We start from the raw sequence: 22,049 nt of genomic DNA, 5'->3' as shown, positions 1-22,049 counted from the left end.
ACTACTTGAATACCACTGCGCCGAAACGGCAGTTATCCATACATGCTCCACACTTGATGCACTTCTCCGGATCGATGTGATGCGGTTCTTTCACGGAACCGGTAATCGCATCCGCCGGGCAGTTTCTTGCGCACAGTGTGCATCCTTTACACTTCTCCGGATCGATTTCGTATGTGCACAGAGCCTTACATACGCCGGCCGGACACTTCTTGTCCTGAATATGCGCTACATACTCGTCCCGGAAGAATCTCAAAGTGGACAGAACCGGGTTCGGTGCAGTCTGACCCAGACCGCACAGAGAGTTCGCCTGGATGTACTTTGCCAGCTCTTCCAGCTTGTTCAGATCTTCCATCTCACCTTTGCCTTCGGTAATCCGTGTCAGAATTTCCAGCATACGTCTTGTACCGATACGGCATGGAGTACATTTTCCGCAGGATTCACTTACGGTGAATTCCAGGAAGAATTTCGCAATATCCACCATGCAGTTATCTTCGTCCATTACGATCATTCCGCCGGAACCCATCATGCATCCGATGCTCTTCAGGGTTTCGTAATCGATTGGAATGTCATAATACTTTTCCGGGATACATCCGCCGGAAGGACCGCCGGTCTGTGCGGCCTTGAACTTCTTGCCCTTTGGCACACCGCCGCCGATTTCTTCAATAACTTCTCTCAGTGTAGTTCCCATCGGAACTTCTACCAGACCGGTGTTGTTTACCTTACCGCCCAGAGCGAATACCTTGGTGCCCGTTGAGCCTTCGGTACCCATGGACCGGAACCAATCCACACCCTTTACGATGATTTCCGGAATATTTGCATATGTCTCTACGTTGTTCAGAACAGTTGGCGACTGGAACAGACCCTTTACTGCCGGGAACGGCGGACGGGTATGAGGCTCTCCACGGTTTCCTTCGATGGAGGTCATCAGTGCGGTTTCTTCACCGCAAACGAATGCGCCGGCACCCAGTCTCAGGTCGATATCGAAATTGAAATCCGTACCGAAAAGGTTCTTGCCCAGCAGTCCGTATTCTCTTGCCTGACGAATTGCAATGCGGAGACGATCTACGGCGATTGGATACTCTGCACGAACGTAGATGTAACCCTGATCTGCGCCGATTGCGTATCCGGCAATGGCCATTGCTTCCAGCACGCTGTGCGGGTCACCTTCCAGAATGGAACGGTCCATGAACGCACCCGGGTCTCCTTCGTCGGCGTTACAGCATACGTACTTCTGAACCTGTCCTCTGTTGCCGCAAGCAAATTTCCACTTCTTTCCGGTTGGGAATCCGGCACCGCCACGGCCTCTCAGTCCGCTGTCCAGTACTACCTGAATGACATCGTCCGGGGACATCTGAGTCAGAGAACGTCCCAGCGCTTCATATCCGCCTCTTCCGATATATTCATCGATATTCTCCGGATCGATTATTCCGCAGTTCCGAAGTGCGATACGGGTCTGTCTATTGTAGAACTTGAAATCTTCATCATTTGTACCGTCGGCATTTTCTTCCCGAAGCAGGTACTTAGATGCAACATTTCCGCCTTCCACGTGTTCCCGGAAAATGACTTCTGCCTTGTCCGGATTCACTTCTTCATAGAATACGGCACCCGGGTGGATTACTACGATCGGGCCCTTTGCGCAGAGACCCTGACATCCGGTCTGAATTACCTTGTATTCCTTTTCCTTGCCGGCTACCTTAATCAGTTTCTCAAAACGATCCATAACTTCCTGGCTGTGGCCGGAATGACATCCGGTACCGCCGCAAACCATAATAAATTTCTCAGGACCGTCACCTTCTACATGTTCCGGAGCTGTTTCTCCCACTCCGCATCTTGGACCGATCTGACTCTGCATCCGGTCACGAATGACTTTGAGTTCTTCTAATGATTTCATTATCTTCCTCCATTGCAGTCTTCAATTACTGGTTTATGCATACTTCTTCAAGATATCGGCAACCTGATCCGGAGTAATCTTTCCGTATACATCGCCACCTACAATCATAACCGGAGCCAGTCCGCAGGCTCCCACACAACGGCAGGTATCCAGAGAGAACTTTCCATCCGATGTGCATTCACCGTCATCGATTCCCAGTTCTTTCTTAACCTCTTCCAGAACCTCGCCGGCACCCTTAACGTAGCATGCGGTTCCAAGACAGACAGATACTTCGTACTGTCCCTTTGGAGACATGGAGAACTGTGCGTAGAATGTAGCCACGCCGTAAATCTTCTCCATTGGGATTCCGGTCTCATCTGAAATAATTTTCTGCACTTGATATGGTAAATATCCGTAAATCTCCTGTGCTGCCTGCATGATTGGCATCAGAGAACCTTTTTCACCTTTGTGCTCTGCAATTCTTCTGCGGAGTTCAGTTTCCTGTTCCGCTGTGCCTTTGAAAGGAACATTTGAAACTTTCATCAGAATTATACCTCCTTGTTTTGACATACAAATACACCTTGTATAATTTATTATACGATTATATAATGAGTTTGCAAGAATTGTTATAACTCTAACTAAATTTATTTCATTTAATCATACATGAACAGAAATTTAGTTAAATATAATTAAATAAATTAAATTGTCACTTAAAAATATTTTATCAATAGTGCTATAAACGCAAGGAGGAAGCTATGGTTTTAAAAGAAGTGGTAAACCTGCTGGATGCCGAAGTATTAACGGGAAACAGCGATCCGGAGCTGGAATTGAACAGTGCATTTTCGTCGGATATGATGAGTCATATGTTAGCCTATTCTAATGACAAGTCCATCTTAATCACAGCTTTATATAATCCGCAAGTTCTACGTACAGCAGACTTAATGGGCATTTCCTGTGTAATTTTTATCGGACGAAGCGAGCCGGATCCGGCCTTGATTAAGCTGGCAGAATCCTTAGGTGTAACCGTCGTACAGTCCCCTTATTCCATGTACGTCACCTGTGGCATTCTTTTCTCCAACGGATTGCAAGGCGCATTCCAGAACGAACAGGAGAGATAATAAAATGATTTATCCAAAGTTTCTCCGCCACGGCGACACCATCGGCATCTGTGCACCCAGTGCCGGCGTAGGTCACAAAATTGAATCCTTTGAACAATCGCTTTCCGTACTCAAAGGAGAAGGCTACCATATTCGCGAAACCGCAGGAGTGCGCACCGATTCCGAGCGTTCCGCCTCCGGTGCCGTGCGCGGCAAAGAATTACAGGAATTAGTCGAGGATAAAAACATTTCTGCCATTCTCTCCGCTTCCGGCGGGGACTACGCACCGGAAATGCTTCCTTTCGTGGATTGGGAACGAATCCGAGAAAATCCGAAATGGATCATCGGTGCCAGTGACCCCACCAATCTTCTTTTTCCCGTCACCACCAATTTGGATATTGCCACTATGTACGGATTCAATGCGGGTACCTTTGACTGGCAGCCCCTGCACCCGTTTCAGGAACGGATGCTTCGGGTTCTGAAAGGAGACATTGGAATACAGGAGTCCTTTCAATACTATGATGACAAAAGGGATTTCAGCGACAATCCGATTCTGGAAGGTGAAGTGTACTGGGACAGCCGAATGGACGGCGAGAAGGCGCCGGTATCTTTCGAAGGAAGGTTAATCGGAGGATGCATCGACTGCATCGGAAAGCTGATCGGTACGCCTTACGACGGCACCCATCAATTCTTGGACCGCTACGCGTCGGAGGGCATTATATGGTACTTCGATCCTTTTGCTATGAATGCGGAAACCCTGTACCTCACCATGCTTCAAATGAAGGCCTGCGGCTATTTCCGAGATGCAACCGGAATTCTCTTTGGCCGGGTGATGTTCGACGGCGGTTCATCGGACGAGGATTATCTGGATCTGCTCACTCGATGCTTCGACGTTCCAATCATCCTGAACTGCGATATCGGTCACGTGAAGCCGTGTATGACGCTGATAAACGGTTCGTTCGCAACGGTTCAATGCGGAGATGGAATCGGTACAATAGAAATGAGACTGGAATAATCCAGTCTCATTTTGTTTTGCATCTATTTCTTGGATTGTTACTCCAAATGTTTTTTGAAGTTGCCCACAACCCGTTCGCCATCGTTCAGCATGATGAAGGCGTGGGGATCTTTTTCCAGCACCAGAGTTTGCAGGTGATAGACTTCGTACTTTGTGATGGCAACCACCATAATGTGCACATTTTCCTCGGTAAAGGATCCGGTTCCTTCCCATTTGGTAACACCGCGTCCCATATCCGTGGTAATGAGCTTATCGATTCCATCTATTTTCGTAAAAATCAGCACCTCAGTATTGATGTTCTGAGTATGCATCCGATCCATGAAACTGGAGCGAATAGTGGTATAGATAAAGGAATAGATGGCAATCTGAATATTGAACACCAACAGACAAATTCCGTATACCGCCACGTTGAACAGCACGTTGATTTTTCCCACACTGGTATTCGGGTGGGTCTTGGACATGCATACACCGATGATATCCGAACCGCCGGTAGAGCTTCCGCCTCTCAGAATCATTCCGGAACCCACGCCGCCAATGACGCCTGCCACTACACACGCAGACAGGTAATCGTTAAACAGCGGCTTAGCCGGTACCGGAACCAGTGTCAGACAGAGGGACGACATTCCAATGGAAATCAGAGATTTAATCGAGAACTTAATTCCCACCGCCCGATACGCGTAGTAGAACAGCGGAACGTTCATAAGAAAGTAGATAATACCGGTGAGGTCCATTCCCGGAGGTCCGGAGAAATGCAGGACCTTAACGAAAAACAGACGAAGCAGCTGTGCCATTCCCAGGAATCCGCCGTTATACAGGCTCATCGGGGTAATCAGCACGTTGATGCTCACCGCATAGATAATATTTCCTAATATGATGTAACAGATATTTGCGAAGGCAGAAAACTTGTCTTCAAATTGATCTAACCAATTCATAACATCAGCATAGGGTGAAACAGTATTTCTGTTTCACCCTACCCTTAACTCTCCTTTTTTTAACTCTTAGTTTTATTTGTTACGGATGGCAGCCTGTGCCGCAGCCAAACGAGCAATCGGCACCCGGAATGGCGAGCAGGATACGTAATTCAATCCCAGTCTGTGGCAGAAATCGATGGTCTTCGGGTTTCCGCCATGCTCACCGCAAATTCCCAGCTTGATGTTCGGACGGGTCTTCCGGCCTTCTTCTGCAGCCATCTTTACCAGCTTTCCAACGCCGCGCTGATCCAGAACCTGGAACGGATCTTCTTCCAGAACACCCTTCTCCACGTACTCGCGAATAATCTTTCCGGTATCGTCTCTGGAGAAGCCGAATCCCATCTGAGTCATGTCGTTGGTACCGAAGGAGAAGAATTCTGCATCTTCTGCGATTTCATCGGCAACTAGAGCGGCTCTCGGAATCTCAATCATGGTTCCCACCATGTAGTTCAGTCTCTCACCGGCCTGCTCGAAGCATCTTTCTGCAGTCTCGTCGATGGTCTTCTTTACATTCTTCAACTCGTTCGGAATGCCTACCAGAGGTACCATGATTTCCGGTTTGATATCGATGCCAGTTTCCTTCTTCACTTCCAGTGCAGCGGTAATGATTGCCTCTGTCTGCATCTCAGCAATTTCCGGATAGGTTACTGCCAGACGGCAGCCTCTGTGTCCCAGCATCGGGTTAAACTCGTGCAGTTCGATGGTCTTGGTCTTAATTTTCTCCAGCGGAATGCCAAACTGCTCAGACAGTTCCTTCATATCCTCTTCGTTCTTTGGGAGGAATTCGTGCAGCGGCGGATCCAGGAGACGGATGGTGACCGGCTTTCCTGCCATGGTTTCATACAGGCCTTTGAAGTCGCCCTTCTGATACGGAAGGAGACCTGCCAGTGCCTCTCTTCTCTCTTCCTCGGTATCTGCCAAAATCATACGGCGAATCTTTGGAATTCTCTCTTCTTCAAAGAACATGTGCTCGGTTCTGCAAAGGCCGATTCCCTCTGCACCGAACTGAACCGCCTGCTTTGCATCTCTCGGATTGTCCGCATTGGTACGAACGCCGATGGTGCGGATTTCATCCGCCCACTTCATGATGGTTCCGAAGTTGCCGGACAGTTCCGGTGCCTTGGTTGCGATTTCTGCCGCATATACGCTGCCGTCGGTACCGTTGATGGAAATCATATCGCCTTCGTGGTACTTCACGCCGTGGATTTCCATGTACTTCTCTTCTTCGTATACCGTGATGTCGTGGCATCCGGCTACGCAGCACTTACCCATACCACGGGCAACTACTGCTGCGTGGGAAGTCATGCCGCCTCTTGCGGTGAGGATACCTTCCGCTGCAACCATACCAGCCAAGTCTTCCGGAGAAGTCTCTTCACGAACCAGAACAACCTTCTTGCCGGCTTCCTTTGCAACGGCTGCATCATCGGCACTGAATACGATCTCGCCGCATGCCGCACCCGGAGATGCCGGAAGACCTTTTCCAATCGGGGTGTGCTTCTTCAGTTCCTCTGCATCAAATGCCGGGTGGAGAAGCTGGTCAATCTGCTCCGGTGCAATTCTCATGATTGCGGTCTCTTTATCGATTTTCTCTTCGTTCACCATATCTACGGCAACCTTTACCGCAGCTTCTGCCGTTCTCTTACCGTTTCTGGTCTGCAGCATGAAGAGCTTGCCCTCTTCAACCGTGAACTCCATATCCTGCATATCCTTATAGTGGTCTTCCAGGATTCTGGCAATGTCCTCGAATTTTCCGTATACATCCGGGAAAGATTCCTTCATCTGATCGATTGGCTGCGGTGTACGGATACCCGCTACAACGTCTTCACCCTGTGCGTTTACCAAGAACTCACCGAAGATCTTGTTCTCACCGTTCACCGGGCTTCTTGTAAAGGCAACACCGGTGCCGGAATTCTCACCGGTATTTCCGAATACCATGGACTGGACGTTTACTGCCGTTCCCAGGGATGCGGAAATGTTATTCAGCTTTCTGTACAGAATTGCTCTTTCGTTGTTCCAGGAACGGAATACCGCCTGAATCGCCTCCATCAGCTGATCCTTCGGATTCTGTGGGAACTCTCTGCCCAGTTCTGCTTTTACCAGTTCCTTGTATCCTTCAATGATGACTTTCAAATCCTCTGTCTTCAAATCAACGTCATACTCAGCGCCCACTTCCTTCTTGCGGCCGTCAAAGATCTGATCGAATTTGGACTTCGGGATTTCCATTACAACGTCACCGAACATCTGAATGAAACGTCTGTAGCTGTCGTAAGCAAAACGCTCGTTGCCGGTCTTGGCAGCCAGGCCCTTTACGGAATCGTCATTCAGTCCCAGGTTCAGAATCGTGTCCATCATTCCCGGCATGGAAACCGGTGCGCCGGAACGAACGGAAACTAGAAGCGGATTCTCGATGTCTCCGAACTTCTTTCCCATTACCTGCTCCAGTTCATCCAGGTGTTCATACACTTCCCGAACGATTTCATCGTCCAGCATGCCGCCCTTGTTCAGATAATCCTTGCAGGCATCGGTAGAAATAGTAAATCCGAAAGGTACCGGCAGACCGATTTTTGTCATCTCTGCCAGATTGGCACCTTTACCTCCCAGAAGGTCTCTCATGTCCTTGGAGCCTTCATTGAATGAATACACAAACTTGCCCATAAGCTTTCTCCTTGTTTAAAAATTTCGCCTAGAATTCTAGCTTGCTATTAATATATTCACGTACGTCGGACAATGGCAGACGAATCTGTTCCATCGTGTCTCTGTCCCGTATGGTGACACAGTGATCTTCTGCCGTGTCAAAATCAACACAGACGCAGAACGGAGTACCGATCTCATCCTGACGGCGGTATCTCTTACCGATGGAGCCGGAGGTATCATAATCGGTGCTAAAATATTTGCTCAATTCTTCGTAAATCGGCTCTGCCTGCTCCTTGAGCTTGTTGGACAGAGGCAGAACGGCAACCTTATACGGTGCCAGTGCCGGATGAAGTCTCAGGACGATACGGGTATCTTCCTTGCCCTTCGCATCCGTCAGGGTTTCTTCGTCATATGCATCAATCAGGAATGCCAGTGCCACACGATCGGCACCCAGAGACGGCTCGATGCAGTACGGCACGTATTTCTCATGGGTTTCCGGATCCATATAGCTCATATCCTGTCCGGAGTGGTTCTGGTGCTGCATCAAATCGAAATCCGTACGATCTGCAATTCCCCACAGCTCACCCCAGCCGAATGGGAACAGGTATTCCAGATCGGAAGTGGCGTTGCTGTAGTGAGACAGTTCTTCCTTCTCGTGATCGCGAATGCGGATGTTCTCCATGTTCATACCCAAGTTCTTCAGGAAATCCTGTGCATACTGCTTCCAGTACTCGAACCATTCCATATCCGTTCCCGGCTTGCAGAAGAATTCCAGCTCCATCTGCTCAAATTCACGGGTACGGAAGGTAAAGTTGCCCGGAGTAATCTCATTCCGGAAGGATTTACCAATCTGCGCAATACCGAATGGCACTTTCTTTCTGGCGCTGCGCTGAACATTCTTAAAGTTTACGAAGATGCCCTGTGCCGTTTCCGGACGCAGGAAGATTTCCGATTTGGAATCTTCGGTAACGCCCTGGAAGGTCTTGAACATCAGGTTAAACTTCCGAATCGGCGTGAAATCCGTCTTTCCGCATTCCGGACAAGGTACCCGGTTCTCCTGAATGAAGGATTCCAGCTGCTCATTGCTCCAGCCGTCACAAGCGACGGTTTCGCCCTTTGCCCGCATGTACTCTTCCACCAGCTGGTCCGCTCTGTGTCTGGATTTGCAGTTCTTGCAGTCAATCAGCGGGTCCGAGAATCCACCCACGTGTCCGCTGGCTACCCATGTTTCCGGGTTCATCAGAATCGCCGCATCCAGTCCCACGTTGTACTTGGATTCCTGCACGAACTTCTTCCACCATGCCTGCTTCACGTTGTTCTTGAACAACACGCCCAGAGGACCGTAATCCCATGTGTTTGCCAGGCCGCCGTAAATATCGGAACCCGGGAAAATAAATCCTCTGTTGCTGCATAGAGCTTTGATTTTTTCCATTGTTGCTTTGTTGTTATCTGCCATTCTTTCTCTACTCCAAACTTTTAAATTATTTTTTAGTTTTCCGGATGGATGCCGCTTTCCTGCGCCACTTCCTCTAGAATCTTTGTCAGATCTTCTTTGGTCTCTTCACCAATCGGTGCTTCCGCTTCTGCCGGAGCCGCTTCTTCTACGGATGCTGCGTCCTCTGTCGCATCGTCTGCATCCACTACCACCGGCTCGTCGTCGACATCCAGATCAAACTCTTCAAAGAAATCGTCGTCCTCATCCTCTGTCTTCTTCCGGAAGAGGTCCGATCCCTTCCGCTTCAGCTCTTCGAATCCTTCCCGAACGCGGTCGGAATCGATGCCCTCCGCCGTCTTCTCCCGGAAGTCTTCCAGCACATCCTGACCCCGATCCCGAAGCTCGTTGTACATATCCGCTCCCTTTTCTTTCAGGTCTTCGTAGAATTCGCTGTCCTTGATCTTATCCACCTTCTCCATACCCTTGTCGTAGTAAATCTGACCCTGGGCTCTGGCCTTCCGGTACTGGCTCTTCACCTTGCCGTTAATGTCGGTAATCTGTCCCTGATCATTCACAAACTCAATCTTGCAATTAAATCCGGCGGCACTGATAACACCGAAAATAACGCCCCAAGGAGCCACCACCGCACCCAGCAATCCTGCTGTCAGCGGCAGATTCAAGAGAATGGTATCGCCTTTGCGAACGATAATCCGAGACATATTTCCCTTGGCAATGGTCTTCTTCAGCTGACGCTTCAGAATGCCCTCTTTGCTCTCTTCATCCTCTTCATGGGCATTGATATAGTCCATGGACTCCTCAATATTGATGATGGCATCCACCACGCTTCCGTTGGCTTCTTCCAACGCTTCCTTTGCTTCCCGATAGCTGACACCGGTACGATCCTTGACTAATTCGATTTTTTCCAATGTAATTTCCATATCTTCCTCCTTGCCGGGACTTCGCTTATGCGTCGAAATCCCCTTTCAAAAGATCAGTATTCAGGTAGTATTCCAAATATTCTGACAGAATTTTTTTCAATTCCCGCTGAATTTCCGGCTTCAACTGAATTCTGGAAAAAGTGGCAAGAGAATGTCTTACCATATATTTCAATACCTCCACTATATCAAAATGAGGCTTGAAAATCAATGTATCCCCGTCGCTTTTCTCTCTCTCCATACAATCTCCACACAGGATTCCGCCCCCGGAAATCGAGAAATACGCCGGCATTTCGAAGTCCTCTCGCTTCTTTCCGCAATCCACGCACTGATTCAGCTCCGGCATAACCCCCTGCATTCCAAGATTTTTTACCAAATACGCATAGAGCATGGTCTCATAATTTCCCTTTGCTTGGGTAATGGCCTCCATGAACTCGATGGTCAATTCGAAGGTTCGCGGCTGCGGCTTTCCCTCCTCCAGCGTCTCGTTCAAGTATTCAATCACTCGGGATGCCACCAGGAATCGATCGATATCTTCGCCGATGGAATAGAAGCTGCGCTTAATTCCCGCTCCGTTGATGTTGTAATAGTCCCGATTTTTGAAGATTTCGTATTCCGAGTAGGTAAAAGGACGCAGCGCCAAGGCCGAACGATTCCGGCCTCGCTCCGACAGTCCGGTGCCCGCGGAAATCTTTCCATAATCCTTCGTGAACACCACAATCATCCGCCGGTTGTTGGCGATTTTATTCTGTTTCAGTACGATTCCTTCTGTTGTAATCAGCATTCTTTACTCGTCTTTATAACCAAAATTGCGAATGGTACGATCCGAATCCCGCCAATTCTCTTTCACCTTCACCCAAAGGGACAGGAACACCTTGGTACCCAACAGGGCTTCGATTTCCATCCGGGCACTCTTGCCCACACCCTTCAGCTTCCGGCCGCCTTTGCCGATGATAATGCTTTTATGGGATTTTCGTTCGCAGTAAATCACCGCACCGATATCCGTGATGTTCGGTTTCTCCTCATAGGACTCAATTTCCACAAAAACACCGTGAGGCACTTCTTCGTTCAGGTATTCCAGCAGCTTCTCCCGAATAATCTCGCTGACGATGAAGCGCTCCGGATGATCCGTCGCCATATCCTCCGGATAATACATCGGACCTTCCTCCATGTATCCGGTGAGGCGCTCAATCAGCTCCTCCACGTTGGTTCCGTTCAGTGCCGACACGCCGTAGATGTCGTCAAAGATATTCATCTCGGAATACCGATTGTACAGCTCCAGATAATCTTCCGGCTTCATCAAGTCCATCTTGTTGATGGCCAGAATTTTCGGCGTATCCACTTCCTGAATCATATCCAGCAAATACTGGTCGCCGGATCCGAATTTGCGGCTTCCGTCGATGATGAATACGATGAGGTCCACACCTTTATAGGTGTTCACCGCCGTCTCGTTGATGGTGGCACCCAGCTTGTTCTTCGGCTTGTGAATTCCCGGGGTATCCAGAAAAATCAGCTGGCGGCCGTTCCCGTTATCGTATTCCATATCCGTGTAAATTCCGGTAATTCGGTTTCGGGTAGTCTGCGGCTTGCTGGATGTAATTGCAATCTTCTCTCCCAGAATCTGATTCAGCAGCGTAGACTTTCCTACATTCGGTCTTCCGATAATACCAATAAACCCTGATTTCATACTCTCTCCATTTCTATTCTCTCTTCAGGTCCACCGCCGACATCACGTTTTCTTCGTGAAGCCGCATGACTTTCTTCTCTTCCTCTTCCATGTGATCATACCCCAGCAGATGCATCATGCTATGAACGAACAGGTAGGTCAGTTCCCGTTCCTCCGTATTTCCATATTCCATCGCCTGTTCGCAGGCCCGCTTATAACAGATTACCACGTCTCCCAGCAACACCGAAATCTCCTCATCCAGGGATTTCAACTCTTCCGCAACCGCTTCTGCCGATTCATACTGCGGGAAGGACAGCACATCCGTTACCCGGTCAATGTCTCGATACTCCCGATTAATCTGCCGAATGGTCTCCTCATCCGTGATGGTGAGGGATACCTCCAGTCGCTCTTCTTCCTCTGCCGGCAAATCGAATTCCTGACGGAACACTTCCGACGCCGCCTCCAGAATCTTTGTAAAAGCAGCTTCCTGCAGTCTGCCGTTCTCGTCTACGCAATCGATTCTCATTTTCTTTTGTCTCCGCTTTTCTTCTCGTATTCGTTATAGGCTTTGATAATTCTTTTTACCAGTTCGTGGCGAACCACATCCACATCGGTCAAATAACAGAATCGGATGCCTTCCACATGCTTCAGCACCCGGGTGGCCTCCAGCAGTCCGGAACCCTTCCCTTTGGGCAGGTCAATCTGGGTGATATCCCCCGTCACCACCACTTTGGAATGGAATCCCATTCGGGTGAGGAACATCTTCATCTGCTCCCGCGTGGTGTTCTGCGCCTCGTCCAAAATGATGAAAGAATTGTCCAGCGTCCGACCTCTCATGTATGCCAGCGGAACCACCTCAATGGCGCCCTTTTCCTTCATTCTGGCCGCTGCTTCCTGTCCCATGATTTCATAGAGGGCATCGTACAGCGGGCGAAGGTACGGATCCACCTTCTCCTGAAGGTCTCCCGGAAGGAATCCCAGGCTCTCTCCGGCTTCCACCGCCGGCCGCGCCAGGATGATTCGTTCGATTTCTTTATTCTTTAGAGCGTTCACCGCCATGGCACAGGCCAGGTACGTCTTTCCCGTTCCCGCCGGTCCCACGCCGAACACCATGTTGTTCCGGCGAATGGCATCCACATATTCCTTCTGTCCGAACGTCTTCGGACGAAGGGGTTTCCCGTAATGGGTATAGCAGATGATATCCCGGGCGTTCTCCTGTTCGTCGTATGGAATCTCCCGAGTCAGCGCCTCGATAATGTAATCCGCCTTCTGGGAATCCAGCTTGCCGGTGGCCTTCAGTTCTCCCGCCATCTTCGTCAGCATGTCCCGGGCCCGATTGCCCTCCTCTCCCTGAATCAGGAGCTCGCTGTTTCGCTGAATAATCGTTGTTCCGGTGGCCCGCTCCACCGCCTTCACGTTCCGATCCATGCTGCCGAACAGCGCAGCGGAATCCACGGTACCGTCAATCGGAAAAGTAATTGTTTTTTCGTTCTTCAAGTCTTTTTATCCTCATAAAAGTATTTTTTTACAGATTGATTATAGCCTTTTTGTTTTTGCAATACAACCTCAAACAGAACAGAAGGGTCGTTTCTGCATCTGAGATTACCGGTGTGCCGTTATAGAAATCAAAAAATCCAAAACCGACAGATTCCGCGGATGAAATTCTGCCGGTTCCGGATTGCTCTGTGTTATATCGGCGATTTCCCGCCGATATGGTGATTCTATCTACAATCTGTAGAATTGTCAAATACTTTTTCTTCATATTGTGGAATTCCGTTGACGGATTTTTTCCGCTCCCCTATATTTTGTAGAAAAGAAAGGACTGCATAATGGATCAGCAAAGCATCGGCAATAAATTACGAAAACTTCGGAATCAAAACAACCTGTCTGTGCAGGACGTGACTGTACTGCTTCACAAATACGGAATATACATCAGCACAAAGGCGCTCTACAGCTACGAAACCGGCACCCGCTCCGTGGAAGCACCCATTTTTCTGGCGCTGTGCATGATTTACCGGTGCGATAATATCCTGAAGGAATTTGCCGATTGCGATTATGCGGTGACCGTTCCTTCCAGCGAAGAGCTTCGCCTGTTGGAGCGAATTCGCGGTCTGGACGAGCACGGTCAGGAACTGCTGAACGGGATGCTGGAACTGGAGCTAAAGCGTTGTCGAAAGGGCTAATATCTAAGAGGAAGCTTTCGCTGCGCCCAGGATTTCATTGATGATGAACCGGGCCAGAAGCCGCTGGATTTTCTTGGAAAACCCGTGCCCCTCCCCGTGAAGGATGTACAGCTTCGCATTATCGTACATGGTCGCCGCCCGTTCCGAATAGGAGGCATCCACGATTTCATCATTATCTCCGTGGAAGATGAATACTTTTCCTTTATATTTCCGAATTTCCTTCTGAAAATTGTAATCCAGCAAATACTGGTAATACGTCTTTCCCACCGTAAGGCCCATGATTTCCACTTCATCCGGCACCTCTTCCAGGCTGGCATACCGCCGCTTTGCATCGTCCGGAATGCACATCGCCGGATAGGCCAGAAAGAGCCCTCGAATTTCCTCCGGCCGATTGCCGGCCACCAGTGCCGATACCAATCCCCCCTGACTGGCACCCAGCAGATAAATCCGCTGCGGATCGATTCCATCCTGTTCCTTCACCAGATCGATCACCGAGTCCAAATCATCTTTCTGGGTAAAAATAGACATGGCCCGCATATCCCCCCGGCTGCGGCCGCTTTTGTATCCGCTCCCTCCGCGAAAATCAAAAGAACACACTGCAATTCCGCCGGCGATCAGGATGCGCTGCATCCGCCGGTTGTCTGTAGCATTTCCTCCGAAGGTATGACTGAAAATCACCACCGGACTCTTCTCTCCCTTCTGCTGGCAGGGAAACTTCAAATCGATATACAGATGTGTACCTACCGGATTCAGTCGCATAATCCTCACTTCCTTTTATGTAAATTATCTTTCACTTTCTAACACAATCTATCAAACAATCTATTCGCCGTCAATAATTGTTAATTCACTGACTTTTCCGCCAGAAAAGATTGCGTTTTTGCCCCATTTCGCCCCGATGCACTCAAAAAAAATTTAATATACCACTTTAAATTCCATCGTTGTATAATATATTTTGTTATTTAATTTTATCGTCAGATATTACACCATCTATTGATATTTTTAATCGTAAAAAGGAGAAGGACGAATGAGCAATCTTCATGAGGAATGCGGCATCTTCGGCATTTTCAGCGAAAACCGACAGAATGTTGCGGAGACGGTTTACTACGGGCTTTTCGCACTGCAGCACCGGGGACAGGAAAGCTGCGGCATCGTGGTAAACGATGACGGAATCTTCCGGGACTACAAGGACAACGGCCTTGCCCACGAGGTCTTCACCCGGCACGTGCTGGAAAACCTGGGACCGGGAAATATGGCCATCGGACACGACCGCTACAGCACTACCGGTGCCAATGAACGAATCAACGCCCAGCCGATTGTGGTCAACCACCACAAGGGACGCATGGCGCTGGCTCACAACGGAAACATCGTCAACGCTTTCGAACTGCGTCAGGAATTGGAACTGCAGGGCTCCATCTTCCACACCACCAACGATTCGGAGGTCATCGCCTACGTAATTACAAAGGAACGGATTCAAAGCGAATCCATTGAAGAGGCCGTGAACAAAGCCATGGGACGCATTGACGGAGCCTATTCCCTGCTGATCATGTCCCCGCAGAAGATGATTGCCTGTCGGGACCCGTACGGTTTCCGCCCGCTGTGCTACGGCAAGCGGGAAGACGGTACCTACATCGTGGCATCCGAGACCTGCGCCCTGGACGCGGTGGGCGCGGAATATATCCGGGACCTGGAGCCGGGTGAAATCCTGGTATTCAGCAAGGACGGCATCCGGTCCATCCGAGATCACTGCGGAGAAAAGGAGCATAAAATCTGCATTTTCGAGTACCTCTACTTCGCCCGTCCGGATTCTCAGATTGAGGGAAAGAGCGTTCACGAAGCACGGCGAAAAGCCGGCGCCCTGCTGGCCATGCAGTATCCGGTGGATGCGGATATCGTCATCGGCGTTCCGGATTCCGGTCTGGATGCGGCCATCGGCTACGCGGAGCAATCCGGAATTCCGTACGGAATGGGTTTTGTCAAGAACAAGTACATCGGCCGAACCTTCATCGCTCCTGGTCAGAAGAATCGGGAGGATAAGGTTCGCATCAAGCTGAACGTCATCCGCAACAGCGTTGCGGGGAAGCGGGTGGTATTGGTGGACGACTCCGTGGTTCGGGGAACCACCATCACCCGAATCATTCAGCTGGTTCGCTCCGCCGGCGCCACGGAAGTTCACGTCATGTCCTCCGCACCGGCCTTTACCGATGCCTGCTACTACGGCGTGGATGTGGACACCAAGGAAAACCTCATCGCCTGCCAGTGCGGCTACGATCAGGACAAGATTGCCCGGAAAATCGGTGCCGACAGCATGGGCTACCTGGACGTAAACACCCTGCACCTGATTATCGGGAATCATCCGGGAGAAGGCTTCTGCAGCGCCTGCTTCGGAACCGGATACCCGACTCCGATTCCGACAGGTCAAAAGGACCGCTTCGAAGAGAAAATCGGTGGCGATGCACCGGAAAAGGGATCCGAAGAGTCCTACGATAAATTCCTTCGGGTTGAATAGCGCATAAAAACAATCCGCCTCACCGGACGTTTCCGATGAAGCGGATTTTGTTTTTTTATGAAGAAGCTTTACGCATTCGGACGAGTATCCTTGAATTCTCCAATGGTGAAGAACACCAATCCGATCCATATAATTCCAAAGGCCATGAACTGAACGCTGTCGGCATGCTCGTGGTACAGCAAGATGCCGAGAATCATCTGCATGGTGGGGCTGATGTACTCCACCAGGCCCAGGATGAACATGGATGTTTTCTGGGCGCCGGCGCTGAAGAGCATCAGGGGAACCGCGGTGCAGAATCCGCAGAGCAGCAGCAAACCCACCTGATACGGTGCGCCCGCCGCAACGGCGCCGTTGCCGCTGATTTCCTGATACAGGATGATTGCCAGGGCGATGGGCGCCAGGAACATGGTCTCGTAAATCATGGACAGCACCGGATCCACGGTCACGGAACGCTTAATGGCGGCGTAGACGGAGAATGTCAGCGCCAGTCCCAGAGCGATGAACGGAATTTGGTGGAAATGAAACAGCAGCACCAGCACCGCCACCAAGGCGAAAATCATGGCGACGACCTTGTATTTCGTCACCCGTTCATGAAATAGGATAATTCCCAGCAGGCAGACTACCAGCGGTTCGATATAATACCCCAGACTGGTCTGGATAATAAATCCCGCATTCACCGCCCAGATGTAGGTGGACCAGTTGATGGTGATGATGACGCCGGCGACGGCCAGAGTTCGGATGGTCTTTCGATCTTCCTTCAGCGGAGCCCAGATTTCCTGCCAGGTATAATTTCGATGTGCCAGAAGCAGCGCCGTTAGAAAAGACATCAGCACCCGGTACAGCATGATTACCGATGAACTGATGGGAATCAGGGCCTTCCAATAGATGGGCAGCACGCCCCAGATGACCATGCAGAAGACCACCTGGAACACCCCCTTCCGATATTGCGATTGTTCTTTCGTCATTTTAAATTTCCCCCTTTGTTTTTTTCTCTGTACGAGTCCCATGCGTTCCATTATATGCTGGACTTTTGAATATTGCAATGGTATCCTTGTTAGGCTGTTTGACAGAATCGTATTCAAAAAAACAAACCATACAAGCGATGGTTTGAAAGTAAATAAATCATTAAATTGTGGGGGTGTTTTGCCGTGGAAGATATTTTGTTTTTTCTGGAGATTATGGGGACCGTTGCCTTCGCCATTTCCGGTGCCGTTCTGGGCATCCGAAAGCGAATGGATATTTTCGGCGTATCCATTCTGGGGCTCACCACCGGCGTGGGCGGCGGAATCATCCGGGATCTGATTGTGGGGAACAATCCGCCCCTCACCTTTCAGGATCCGGTGTATCTGGTGGTATCCATCATCACTTCCATCATCGTGTTCCTGCCGGTCATCCGGACGTGGATTTTTCGGGAAACTCGGTTCTACGAAGCGCTGATGCTGCTGTTCGACTCCATCGGTCTGGGTATTTTTACCGTGAACGGCATTCAAACTGCTTACCAATCCACCAATATCCACGGCATCATCCTGCTGGCCTTCGTGGGCGTTATTACCGGATGCGGCGGCGGCGTACTGCGGGATATGATGGCCGGCGACCGGCCGTACATCTTCGTCAAGCATTTCTACGCCAGCGCCTCTCTGCTGGGAGCATTGGCATGCATCCTTCTCTGGAACCGAATCGGCTACGGCGGAGCCATGCTGCTGGGCGCCACATTGATTGTGGTTCTCCGGCTGCTGGCCGCCCGAAATCACTGGAGCCTTCCGAAAGCAGACCTTCCGGAAGAATAGATTTCTCGCTTCCGACGGATTACGCCACCATGGTGCTGACCCACACCAGCGCGAAACCGATAATCACACTGACCACGGACTCCCGCAAATGTTCCCGGGTACGAAACACATGAGGCGTCAGCTCGGAGAACACGATATATAGAATCATGCCCGTGGCGATGCTCACCATAGTCAGGGTCAGAACCTCCGACAGATGCACCTCAATCATATTCATCAGCATGCCGCCGAAGAGGGTGGAGAGGGTCACCGCCGCCAAAAGGACGTACCGCTCGCTGCGCTTCCGCTCCTCCATGGTGGAATCAATCAGCATCCCCATCGGGATGTTGTGCATGGCGATGCCCAGGGCAAAAATAATTCCGTCGGACATGGAATTCATGGCGATGCTGTACACCGACATTCCTTCCACTATATTATGGAGGATTACCGCCATCGCCGAAATGATTCCGATATGGGCGGCATTCTCATGATCGTGGGTCTCTTCCGTATCGTGGTGATCCGGAATGAACAGATCCAGCACCTTCAGCATGGCGATGCCCACCACCAGCATGCCCAGGCTGTATCCCCAGCCCTGTGCCTCCACCAGTTCGTGCACCTCCGGGAACAGGTCGAAGAGCAGCAGTGCCGCCAGCGCACCCAGCGCCAAAGCCATGGACAGGTGCTCCATCTTTTCCGTATCTTTAATCAAATGCGTTGCCAAGGCTCCCAACAAAATGGAGAACCCGGCAATCGCGGTAATCATCAATTCCATTCGTTACTTCCTTTTATCTTATCATCAAGTGTTACCGTGTCGATATTCTGCGGACGGGACAAAAATCCTACCTATCAACTAGGTTATTATATGTATCCATCGTCCATCTGTCAAGTTTCGGGCTTCAGAGGAGTCCGTTTATTTCCTTCCAAAAAATTTTTTTTCCGCTCTTGACGCAAGTCCGACTCCTATTATATAATTTCTTGGCAAAATCAATATGGAAAATGTATTAAGCTTTTGCTTCGATCCACGTCTGTCAGGGAAAATTCCTGATGCGTGGTCTTTTTTTTCGCAAGAAATGCGATACGAGATTAAGGAGGTCATCTCATGAAGTCATCATCCCTTTTCAGTCTTCGATTTCTCCGAAATGTACTGATTATCATCTTAGGAAACTTCATCTACGCCGTGGGCGTCGTTTTCTTTATTCTTCCATCCGGCCTGATTACCGGCGGCACCACCGGTATCGGCCTGATTATGAACCACTTCACCGGCATGGATATTTCCATCTTCGTGGGCATCTTTAACGTGGCCATGTTCTTGCTGGGCGCCCTCATCCTGGGAAAGGAATTCGCCCTCACCACACTGGTGAGCACCATTTTCTACCCCCTGCTCCTGGGGATCCTGCAGCGGGCCGTGGGCGGCTTCGTGCTGACACGGGATCTGTTCCTTAGCGCCCTCTTCGGCGGCCTGTGCATCGGCATTTCCCTGGCGATGATCATCCGGCTGGGGGCCAGCACCGGCGGCATGGATATTCCACCTCTGGTCCTGCAGAAACTCTTCCGGATTCCGGTATCCGTCAGCCTGTACGTATTTGATTTTATCATCCTGATTGGCCAGATGCTCTTCTCCGACAAGGACACCAGCCTCTACGGCATCATTTTGGTTATCGTGTACACCATGACCCTGGACAAACTGCTGGCGCTGGGCACCGCCAAAACCAAATTGGAAATCGTCACCAAACATTCCGAGGAGATGAAGGATGCCATTCTGGCAGACATCGACCGGGGCGTCACCCTGCTGCACGGAAAGACCGGTTACCTGGGCATTGAAACCGATGTGCTTTCCTGCGTCATCTCCCCTCGAGAGCTGTACCGCACGGAGAAAGTGGTTCACGAGGTGGATCCCAACGCCTTCATCGTGCTGAGCAAGGTGAGCAGCGTCACCGGCCGGGGCTTTACGAAGGAGAAAAAATACATCCCGAAGAACTCCTAGGTCCTTCCGGCATAGTAGCACCGAAAAAAAGTTCTTTTTCAACTGACAGTACTCTTTCGAGTGTTGTTACATTGTTCTTATATTGATACAATCCGGTTAAGAAGTACATCTCCCTTCTCAAGGAAGAACGGCAGGTTCAAGCACCTGCAGGAGGAACCGATATGAAAAAGAACACAAAGAAACGAAGGACGATTCGTCGTCTGCTGATCGCCACCGCGTTTGCGCTCCTGATGATTCCGGCATCGGTTTCCGCAGATGTTGTGGGGAAAAAGATTACACAAGAGTACACACCGAATAAACAAAATCCGTTGTCAAAAATCGAATACACCTATCGAAGCGACGGAAAATTCGATATGGTCCTTACCTTCGATATTTTTGCAGCGAAATACGCTGTGTATCATGTGGATAATGCCCGGGACTATGTCCTCGAGGTTTCCCAGAACAACCAGCTCATCGGATCCCAGATTATCAATGCTCCGGACATTCGAAAATTGAACGGAAAGCTCGTCTATGATTTCAAGAATGCACAGAAGGTCCCGATCGTCCGGCCGGAAGAAGAGCTTTCCATCAGCTTTAAATTCTATAGTGACTACAACAACGATCAATATGCGAACTACGGCAACAACTTCCAGCCGCGAACGGTGCAGGCACCGAAAAAACCGGAAGCACCGAATCCAAACCTTCTGGAAGGCATGACCGGATACGGTCAGGTGGAAAAGATGGCTTCGGACGGTACCGAATTCACGGAAGTGTATGCCACCTTCCGCGGCACGCAGGGCCCGAATGCCGGCGAAACGCTCTATGCGTACAACCTGGACGACAAGAGCATTTACGGATCGTCCAACAGCAGAACCGTAAAGGTATGGATCTACCGGAATAAGATCAAGCCGTTTAATATTGCGGATCAGAGTCCGCGTCGCTGGATGCTGGTTTCCGCAAAGGATCCGAATACGGCAGCCGGCATTGCGGAAGAAAATGCCGCCAAAGCAACATCGCTGGCCTTTGACTCTCCGGCCAATATCAAATCAGAGATGGAGGATATCTACCGCTTCTCCAGCACCTCTGCTCGCTACGACCAAGCGGCGGTTACCGTATACAAGGACAGAAACCACAATACCGGCTATGCGGACGGAGTGGAAATCTATAACTACGTGAAGGGAGAGGGCGAAGCGGATCTTTACCAAGAGTTCAGCTTCGATTCGGGGAAAGACCACGGCAAATTCACTCTCACCGGACTGCTTCCGGGAACCACCCGGTACTACACCGTTCACACCATTCGATACAATAATGGCTTGGAATACAATTACTGGGACGGATATTACTACACCGTACGCACCGAGAATTTCAAAGCACCGGGCTTCTCTGCAGTAAAGATGGGACCGAAGCAGGTAAAGATGCTGATAAAGGTTCCGGCAGATCAGCGGGCAAAGGGATTGTCCACCATGTACGTATACCGGGGCAGCAAGAAGATTAAGACCATCAAGAGCAACGGTAAGGCGACCATCACCTTCACCTACAGCGCGAAAAAGGCCAATTCCTACAAGTACAAGGTGAAAGCGGTATGCGCGAAGAAGACCAGCATTACCAAGTCCACTTCCGCAAAGAAGCCGAAGAGCAATACTTACAAGAGACCGGGACGCCTGAACAGCAATATCAATCAGATTACACCGTACGCAACGGCGAAATTCGTCCCATGGCAGTTTTCTTACTACGATAAGAAAATCAAGGTGACGGGCTACATCGTGAATAACCGGATGTTCAAGATGAAGAAGTACAAATTCAAGGTCTACGTGTACAACAACAACAAGAAAATTGCCACAAAGACCGTGACGTACAAGAACATCAAGAAGTATGCGAAGAAAAAGGTCACCATCACCATCAAGACCAAGAAGAAACCGGATTTCGTCAACTACTCCACCGGCTGGGGTACATCCAACGTATCAACCAAATGGGGATGGTAGTTCGGCAAAAGCAAGATGGAACCCACTAA

The 22,049-nt window shown here is 50.0% G+C and carries 20 protein-coding genes; 7 read left to right on the top strand and 13 right to left on the bottom strand.

The genetic code is table 11. The features are described 5' to 3' along the window. Nucleotide 1: 1 nt before the first annotated feature. Both nuoF and PUE40_RS01865 read right to left on the bottom strand, forming a co-directional pair. Nucleotides 2-1,891, bottom strand: coding sequence for an NADH-quinone oxidoreductase subunit NuoF (gene nuoF / locus PUE40_RS01870; RefSeq protein WP_154553459.1), 1,890 nt, complete (start codon nucleotides 1,889-1,891; stop codon nucleotides 2-4). Between the two features lie 33 nt (nucleotides 1,892-1,924). After that, entirely contained in the window at nucleotides 1,925-2,413 is a 489-nt protein-coding gene (locus tag PUE40_RS01865; protein WP_154553458.1) for an NADH-quinone oxidoreductase subunit NuoE family protein, read from the bottom strand. A gap of 212 nt (nucleotides 2,414-2,625) precedes the next feature. Here PUE40_RS01865 and PUE40_RS01860 point away from each other — a divergent pair, with 212 nt between their 5' ends. Both PUE40_RS01860 and PUE40_RS01855 read left to right on the top strand, forming a co-directional pair. Next, entirely contained in the window at nucleotides 2,626-2,988 is a 363-nt protein-coding gene (locus PUE40_RS01860) for a DRTGG domain-containing protein (protein WP_154553457.1), read from the top strand. A 4-nt stretch (nucleotides 2,989-2,992) separates the two neighbouring features. Then, nucleotides 2,993-3,982, top strand: coding sequence for a S66 family peptidase (locus tag PUE40_RS01855; protein WP_277671725.1), 990 nt, complete (start codon nucleotides 2,993-2,995; stop codon nucleotides 3,980-3,982). 38 nt (nucleotides 3,983-4,020) lie between these two features. On the opposite strand, the gene PUE40_RS01850 is transcribed toward PUE40_RS01855, so the two are convergent. The 8 genes from PUE40_RS01850 to PUE40_RS01815 form a co-directional block, all read right to left on the bottom strand. Beyond that, nucleotides 4,021-4,914 carry a YitT family protein gene (locus tag PUE40_RS01850; RefSeq protein ID WP_154553455.1) on the bottom strand — a complete coding sequence of 298 codons (894 nt, stop codon included), beginning with the start codon at nucleotides 4,912-4,914 and terminating at the stop codon, nucleotides 4,021-4,023. A gap of 72 nt (nucleotides 4,915-4,986) precedes the next feature. Beyond that, nucleotides 4,987-7,608: a pyruvate, phosphate dikinase gene (gene ppdK, locus PUE40_RS01845; protein ID WP_154553454.1), complete on the bottom strand. Its 2,622-nt coding sequence runs from the start codon at nucleotides 7,606-7,608 to the stop codon at nucleotides 4,987-4,989. Between the two features lie 28 nt (nucleotides 7,609-7,636). Then, on the bottom strand, nucleotides 7,637-9,043 hold the full coding sequence (locus tag PUE40_RS01840; RefSeq protein WP_277671724.1) for a glycine--tRNA ligase: 1,407 nt from the start codon (nucleotides 9,041-9,043) through the stop codon (nucleotides 7,637-7,639). Between the two features lie 32 nt (nucleotides 9,044-9,075). Beyond that, nucleotides 9,076-9,960 (bottom strand): DUF4342 domain-containing protein, encoded by an 885-nt coding sequence (locus tag PUE40_RS01835; RefSeq protein WP_277671723.1) that lies wholly within the window; start codon nucleotides 9,958-9,960, stop codon nucleotides 9,076-9,078. Between the two features lie 25 nt (nucleotides 9,961-9,985). Beyond that, the gene (recO, locus tag PUE40_RS01830) at nucleotides 9,986-10,741 is read right to left on the bottom strand and encodes a DNA repair protein RecO (RefSeq protein ID WP_154553451.1); all 756 of its coding nucleotides are present in this window, start codon (nucleotides 10,739-10,741) and stop codon (nucleotides 9,986-9,988) included. A 3-nt stretch (nucleotides 10,742-10,744) separates the two neighbouring features. Beyond that, entirely contained in the window at nucleotides 10,745-11,644 is a 900-nt protein-coding gene (gene era, locus PUE40_RS01825) for a GTPase Era (protein ID WP_154553450.1), read from the bottom strand. A 13-nt stretch (nucleotides 11,645-11,657) separates the two neighbouring features. Next, the gene (gene ybeY, locus PUE40_RS01820) at nucleotides 11,658-12,149 is read right to left on the bottom strand and encodes an rRNA maturation RNase YbeY (RefSeq protein ID WP_277671722.1); all 492 of its coding nucleotides are present in this window, start codon (nucleotides 12,147-12,149) and stop codon (nucleotides 11,658-11,660) included. Next, on the bottom strand, nucleotides 12,146-13,120 hold the full coding sequence (locus PUE40_RS01815; protein ID WP_330636947.1) for a PhoH family protein: 975 nt from the start codon (nucleotides 13,118-13,120) through the stop codon (nucleotides 12,146-12,148). Before PUE40_RS01815 ends, ybeY begins: the two co-directional genes overlap by 4 nt. 332 nt (nucleotides 13,121-13,452) lie before the next feature. On the opposite strand from PUE40_RS01815, the gene PUE40_RS01810 reads away from it, so the two are divergent. After that, the gene (locus PUE40_RS01810; RefSeq protein WP_277671721.1) at nucleotides 13,453-13,806 is read left to right on the top strand and encodes a helix-turn-helix domain-containing protein; all 354 of its coding nucleotides are present in this window, start codon (nucleotides 13,453-13,455) and stop codon (nucleotides 13,804-13,806) included. Nucleotides 13,807-13,809: 3 nt separating this feature from the next. Here the strand turns inward: PUE40_RS01810 and PUE40_RS01805 are convergent, their stop codons facing one another. Continuing rightward, nucleotides 13,810-14,565 (bottom strand): alpha/beta hydrolase family protein, encoded by a 756-nt coding sequence (locus PUE40_RS01805; RefSeq protein WP_154553447.1) that lies wholly within the window; start codon nucleotides 14,563-14,565, stop codon nucleotides 13,810-13,812. A 265-nt stretch (nucleotides 14,566-14,830) separates the two neighbouring features. Between PUE40_RS01805 and purF the strand changes: the two genes are divergently transcribed. Then, nucleotides 14,831-16,312 carry an amidophosphoribosyltransferase gene (gene purF / locus PUE40_RS01800; RefSeq protein WP_277671720.1) on the top strand — a complete coding sequence of 494 codons (1,482 nt, stop codon included), beginning with the start codon at nucleotides 14,831-14,833 and terminating at the stop codon, nucleotides 16,310-16,312. Between the two features lie 68 nt (nucleotides 16,313-16,380). Here the strand turns inward: purF and rarD are convergent, their stop codons facing one another. Further along, the gene (gene rarD, locus PUE40_RS01795; protein ID WP_277671719.1) at nucleotides 16,381-17,277 is read right to left on the bottom strand and encodes an EamA family transporter RarD; all 897 of its coding nucleotides are present in this window, start codon (nucleotides 17,275-17,277) and stop codon (nucleotides 16,381-16,383) included. 183 nt (nucleotides 17,278-17,460) lie between these two features. On the opposite strand from rarD, the gene PUE40_RS01790 reads away from it, so the two are divergent. Next, complete coding sequence (locus PUE40_RS01790) at nucleotides 17,461-18,099, top strand: trimeric intracellular cation channel family protein (RefSeq protein ID WP_277671718.1); 639 nt, start codon at nucleotides 17,461-17,463, stop codon at nucleotides 18,097-18,099. A gap of 19 nt (nucleotides 18,100-18,118) precedes the next feature. Here the strand turns inward: PUE40_RS01790 and PUE40_RS01785 are convergent, their stop codons facing one another. Continuing rightward, nucleotides 18,119-18,847, bottom strand: coding sequence for a ZIP family metal transporter (locus tag PUE40_RS01785; protein WP_277671717.1), 729 nt, complete (start codon nucleotides 18,845-18,847; stop codon nucleotides 18,119-18,121). Between the two features lie 327 nt (nucleotides 18,848-19,174). Here PUE40_RS01785 and PUE40_RS01780 point away from each other — a divergent pair, with 327 nt between their 5' ends. Together PUE40_RS01780 and PUE40_RS01775 are read left to right on the top strand one after the other, a co-directional pair. Then, nucleotides 19,175-20,059 carry a YitT family protein gene (locus PUE40_RS01780; RefSeq protein WP_277671716.1) on the top strand — a complete coding sequence of 295 codons (885 nt, stop codon included), beginning with the start codon at nucleotides 19,175-19,177 and terminating at the stop codon, nucleotides 20,057-20,059. Between the two features lie 161 nt (nucleotides 20,060-20,220). Next, a complete protein-coding gene (locus PUE40_RS01775) occupies nucleotides 20,221-22,020 on the top strand; it encodes a hypothetical protein (RefSeq protein WP_277671715.1) in 1,800 nt (599 codons plus the stop codon). Nucleotides 22,021-22,049 lie beyond the last annotated feature (29 nt).

The sequence above is a fragment of the Mogibacterium kristiansenii genome (assembly GCF_029224645.1).
In the GTDB taxonomy this organism is placed as follows: Bacteria; Bacillota; Clostridia; order Peptostreptococcales; family Anaerovoracaceae; genus Mogibacterium_A; species Mogibacterium_A kristiansenii.
The sequence above is the reverse complement of the archived record's forward strand: the minus strand, read 5'-3'. Positions and strand labels throughout refer to the sequence as shown.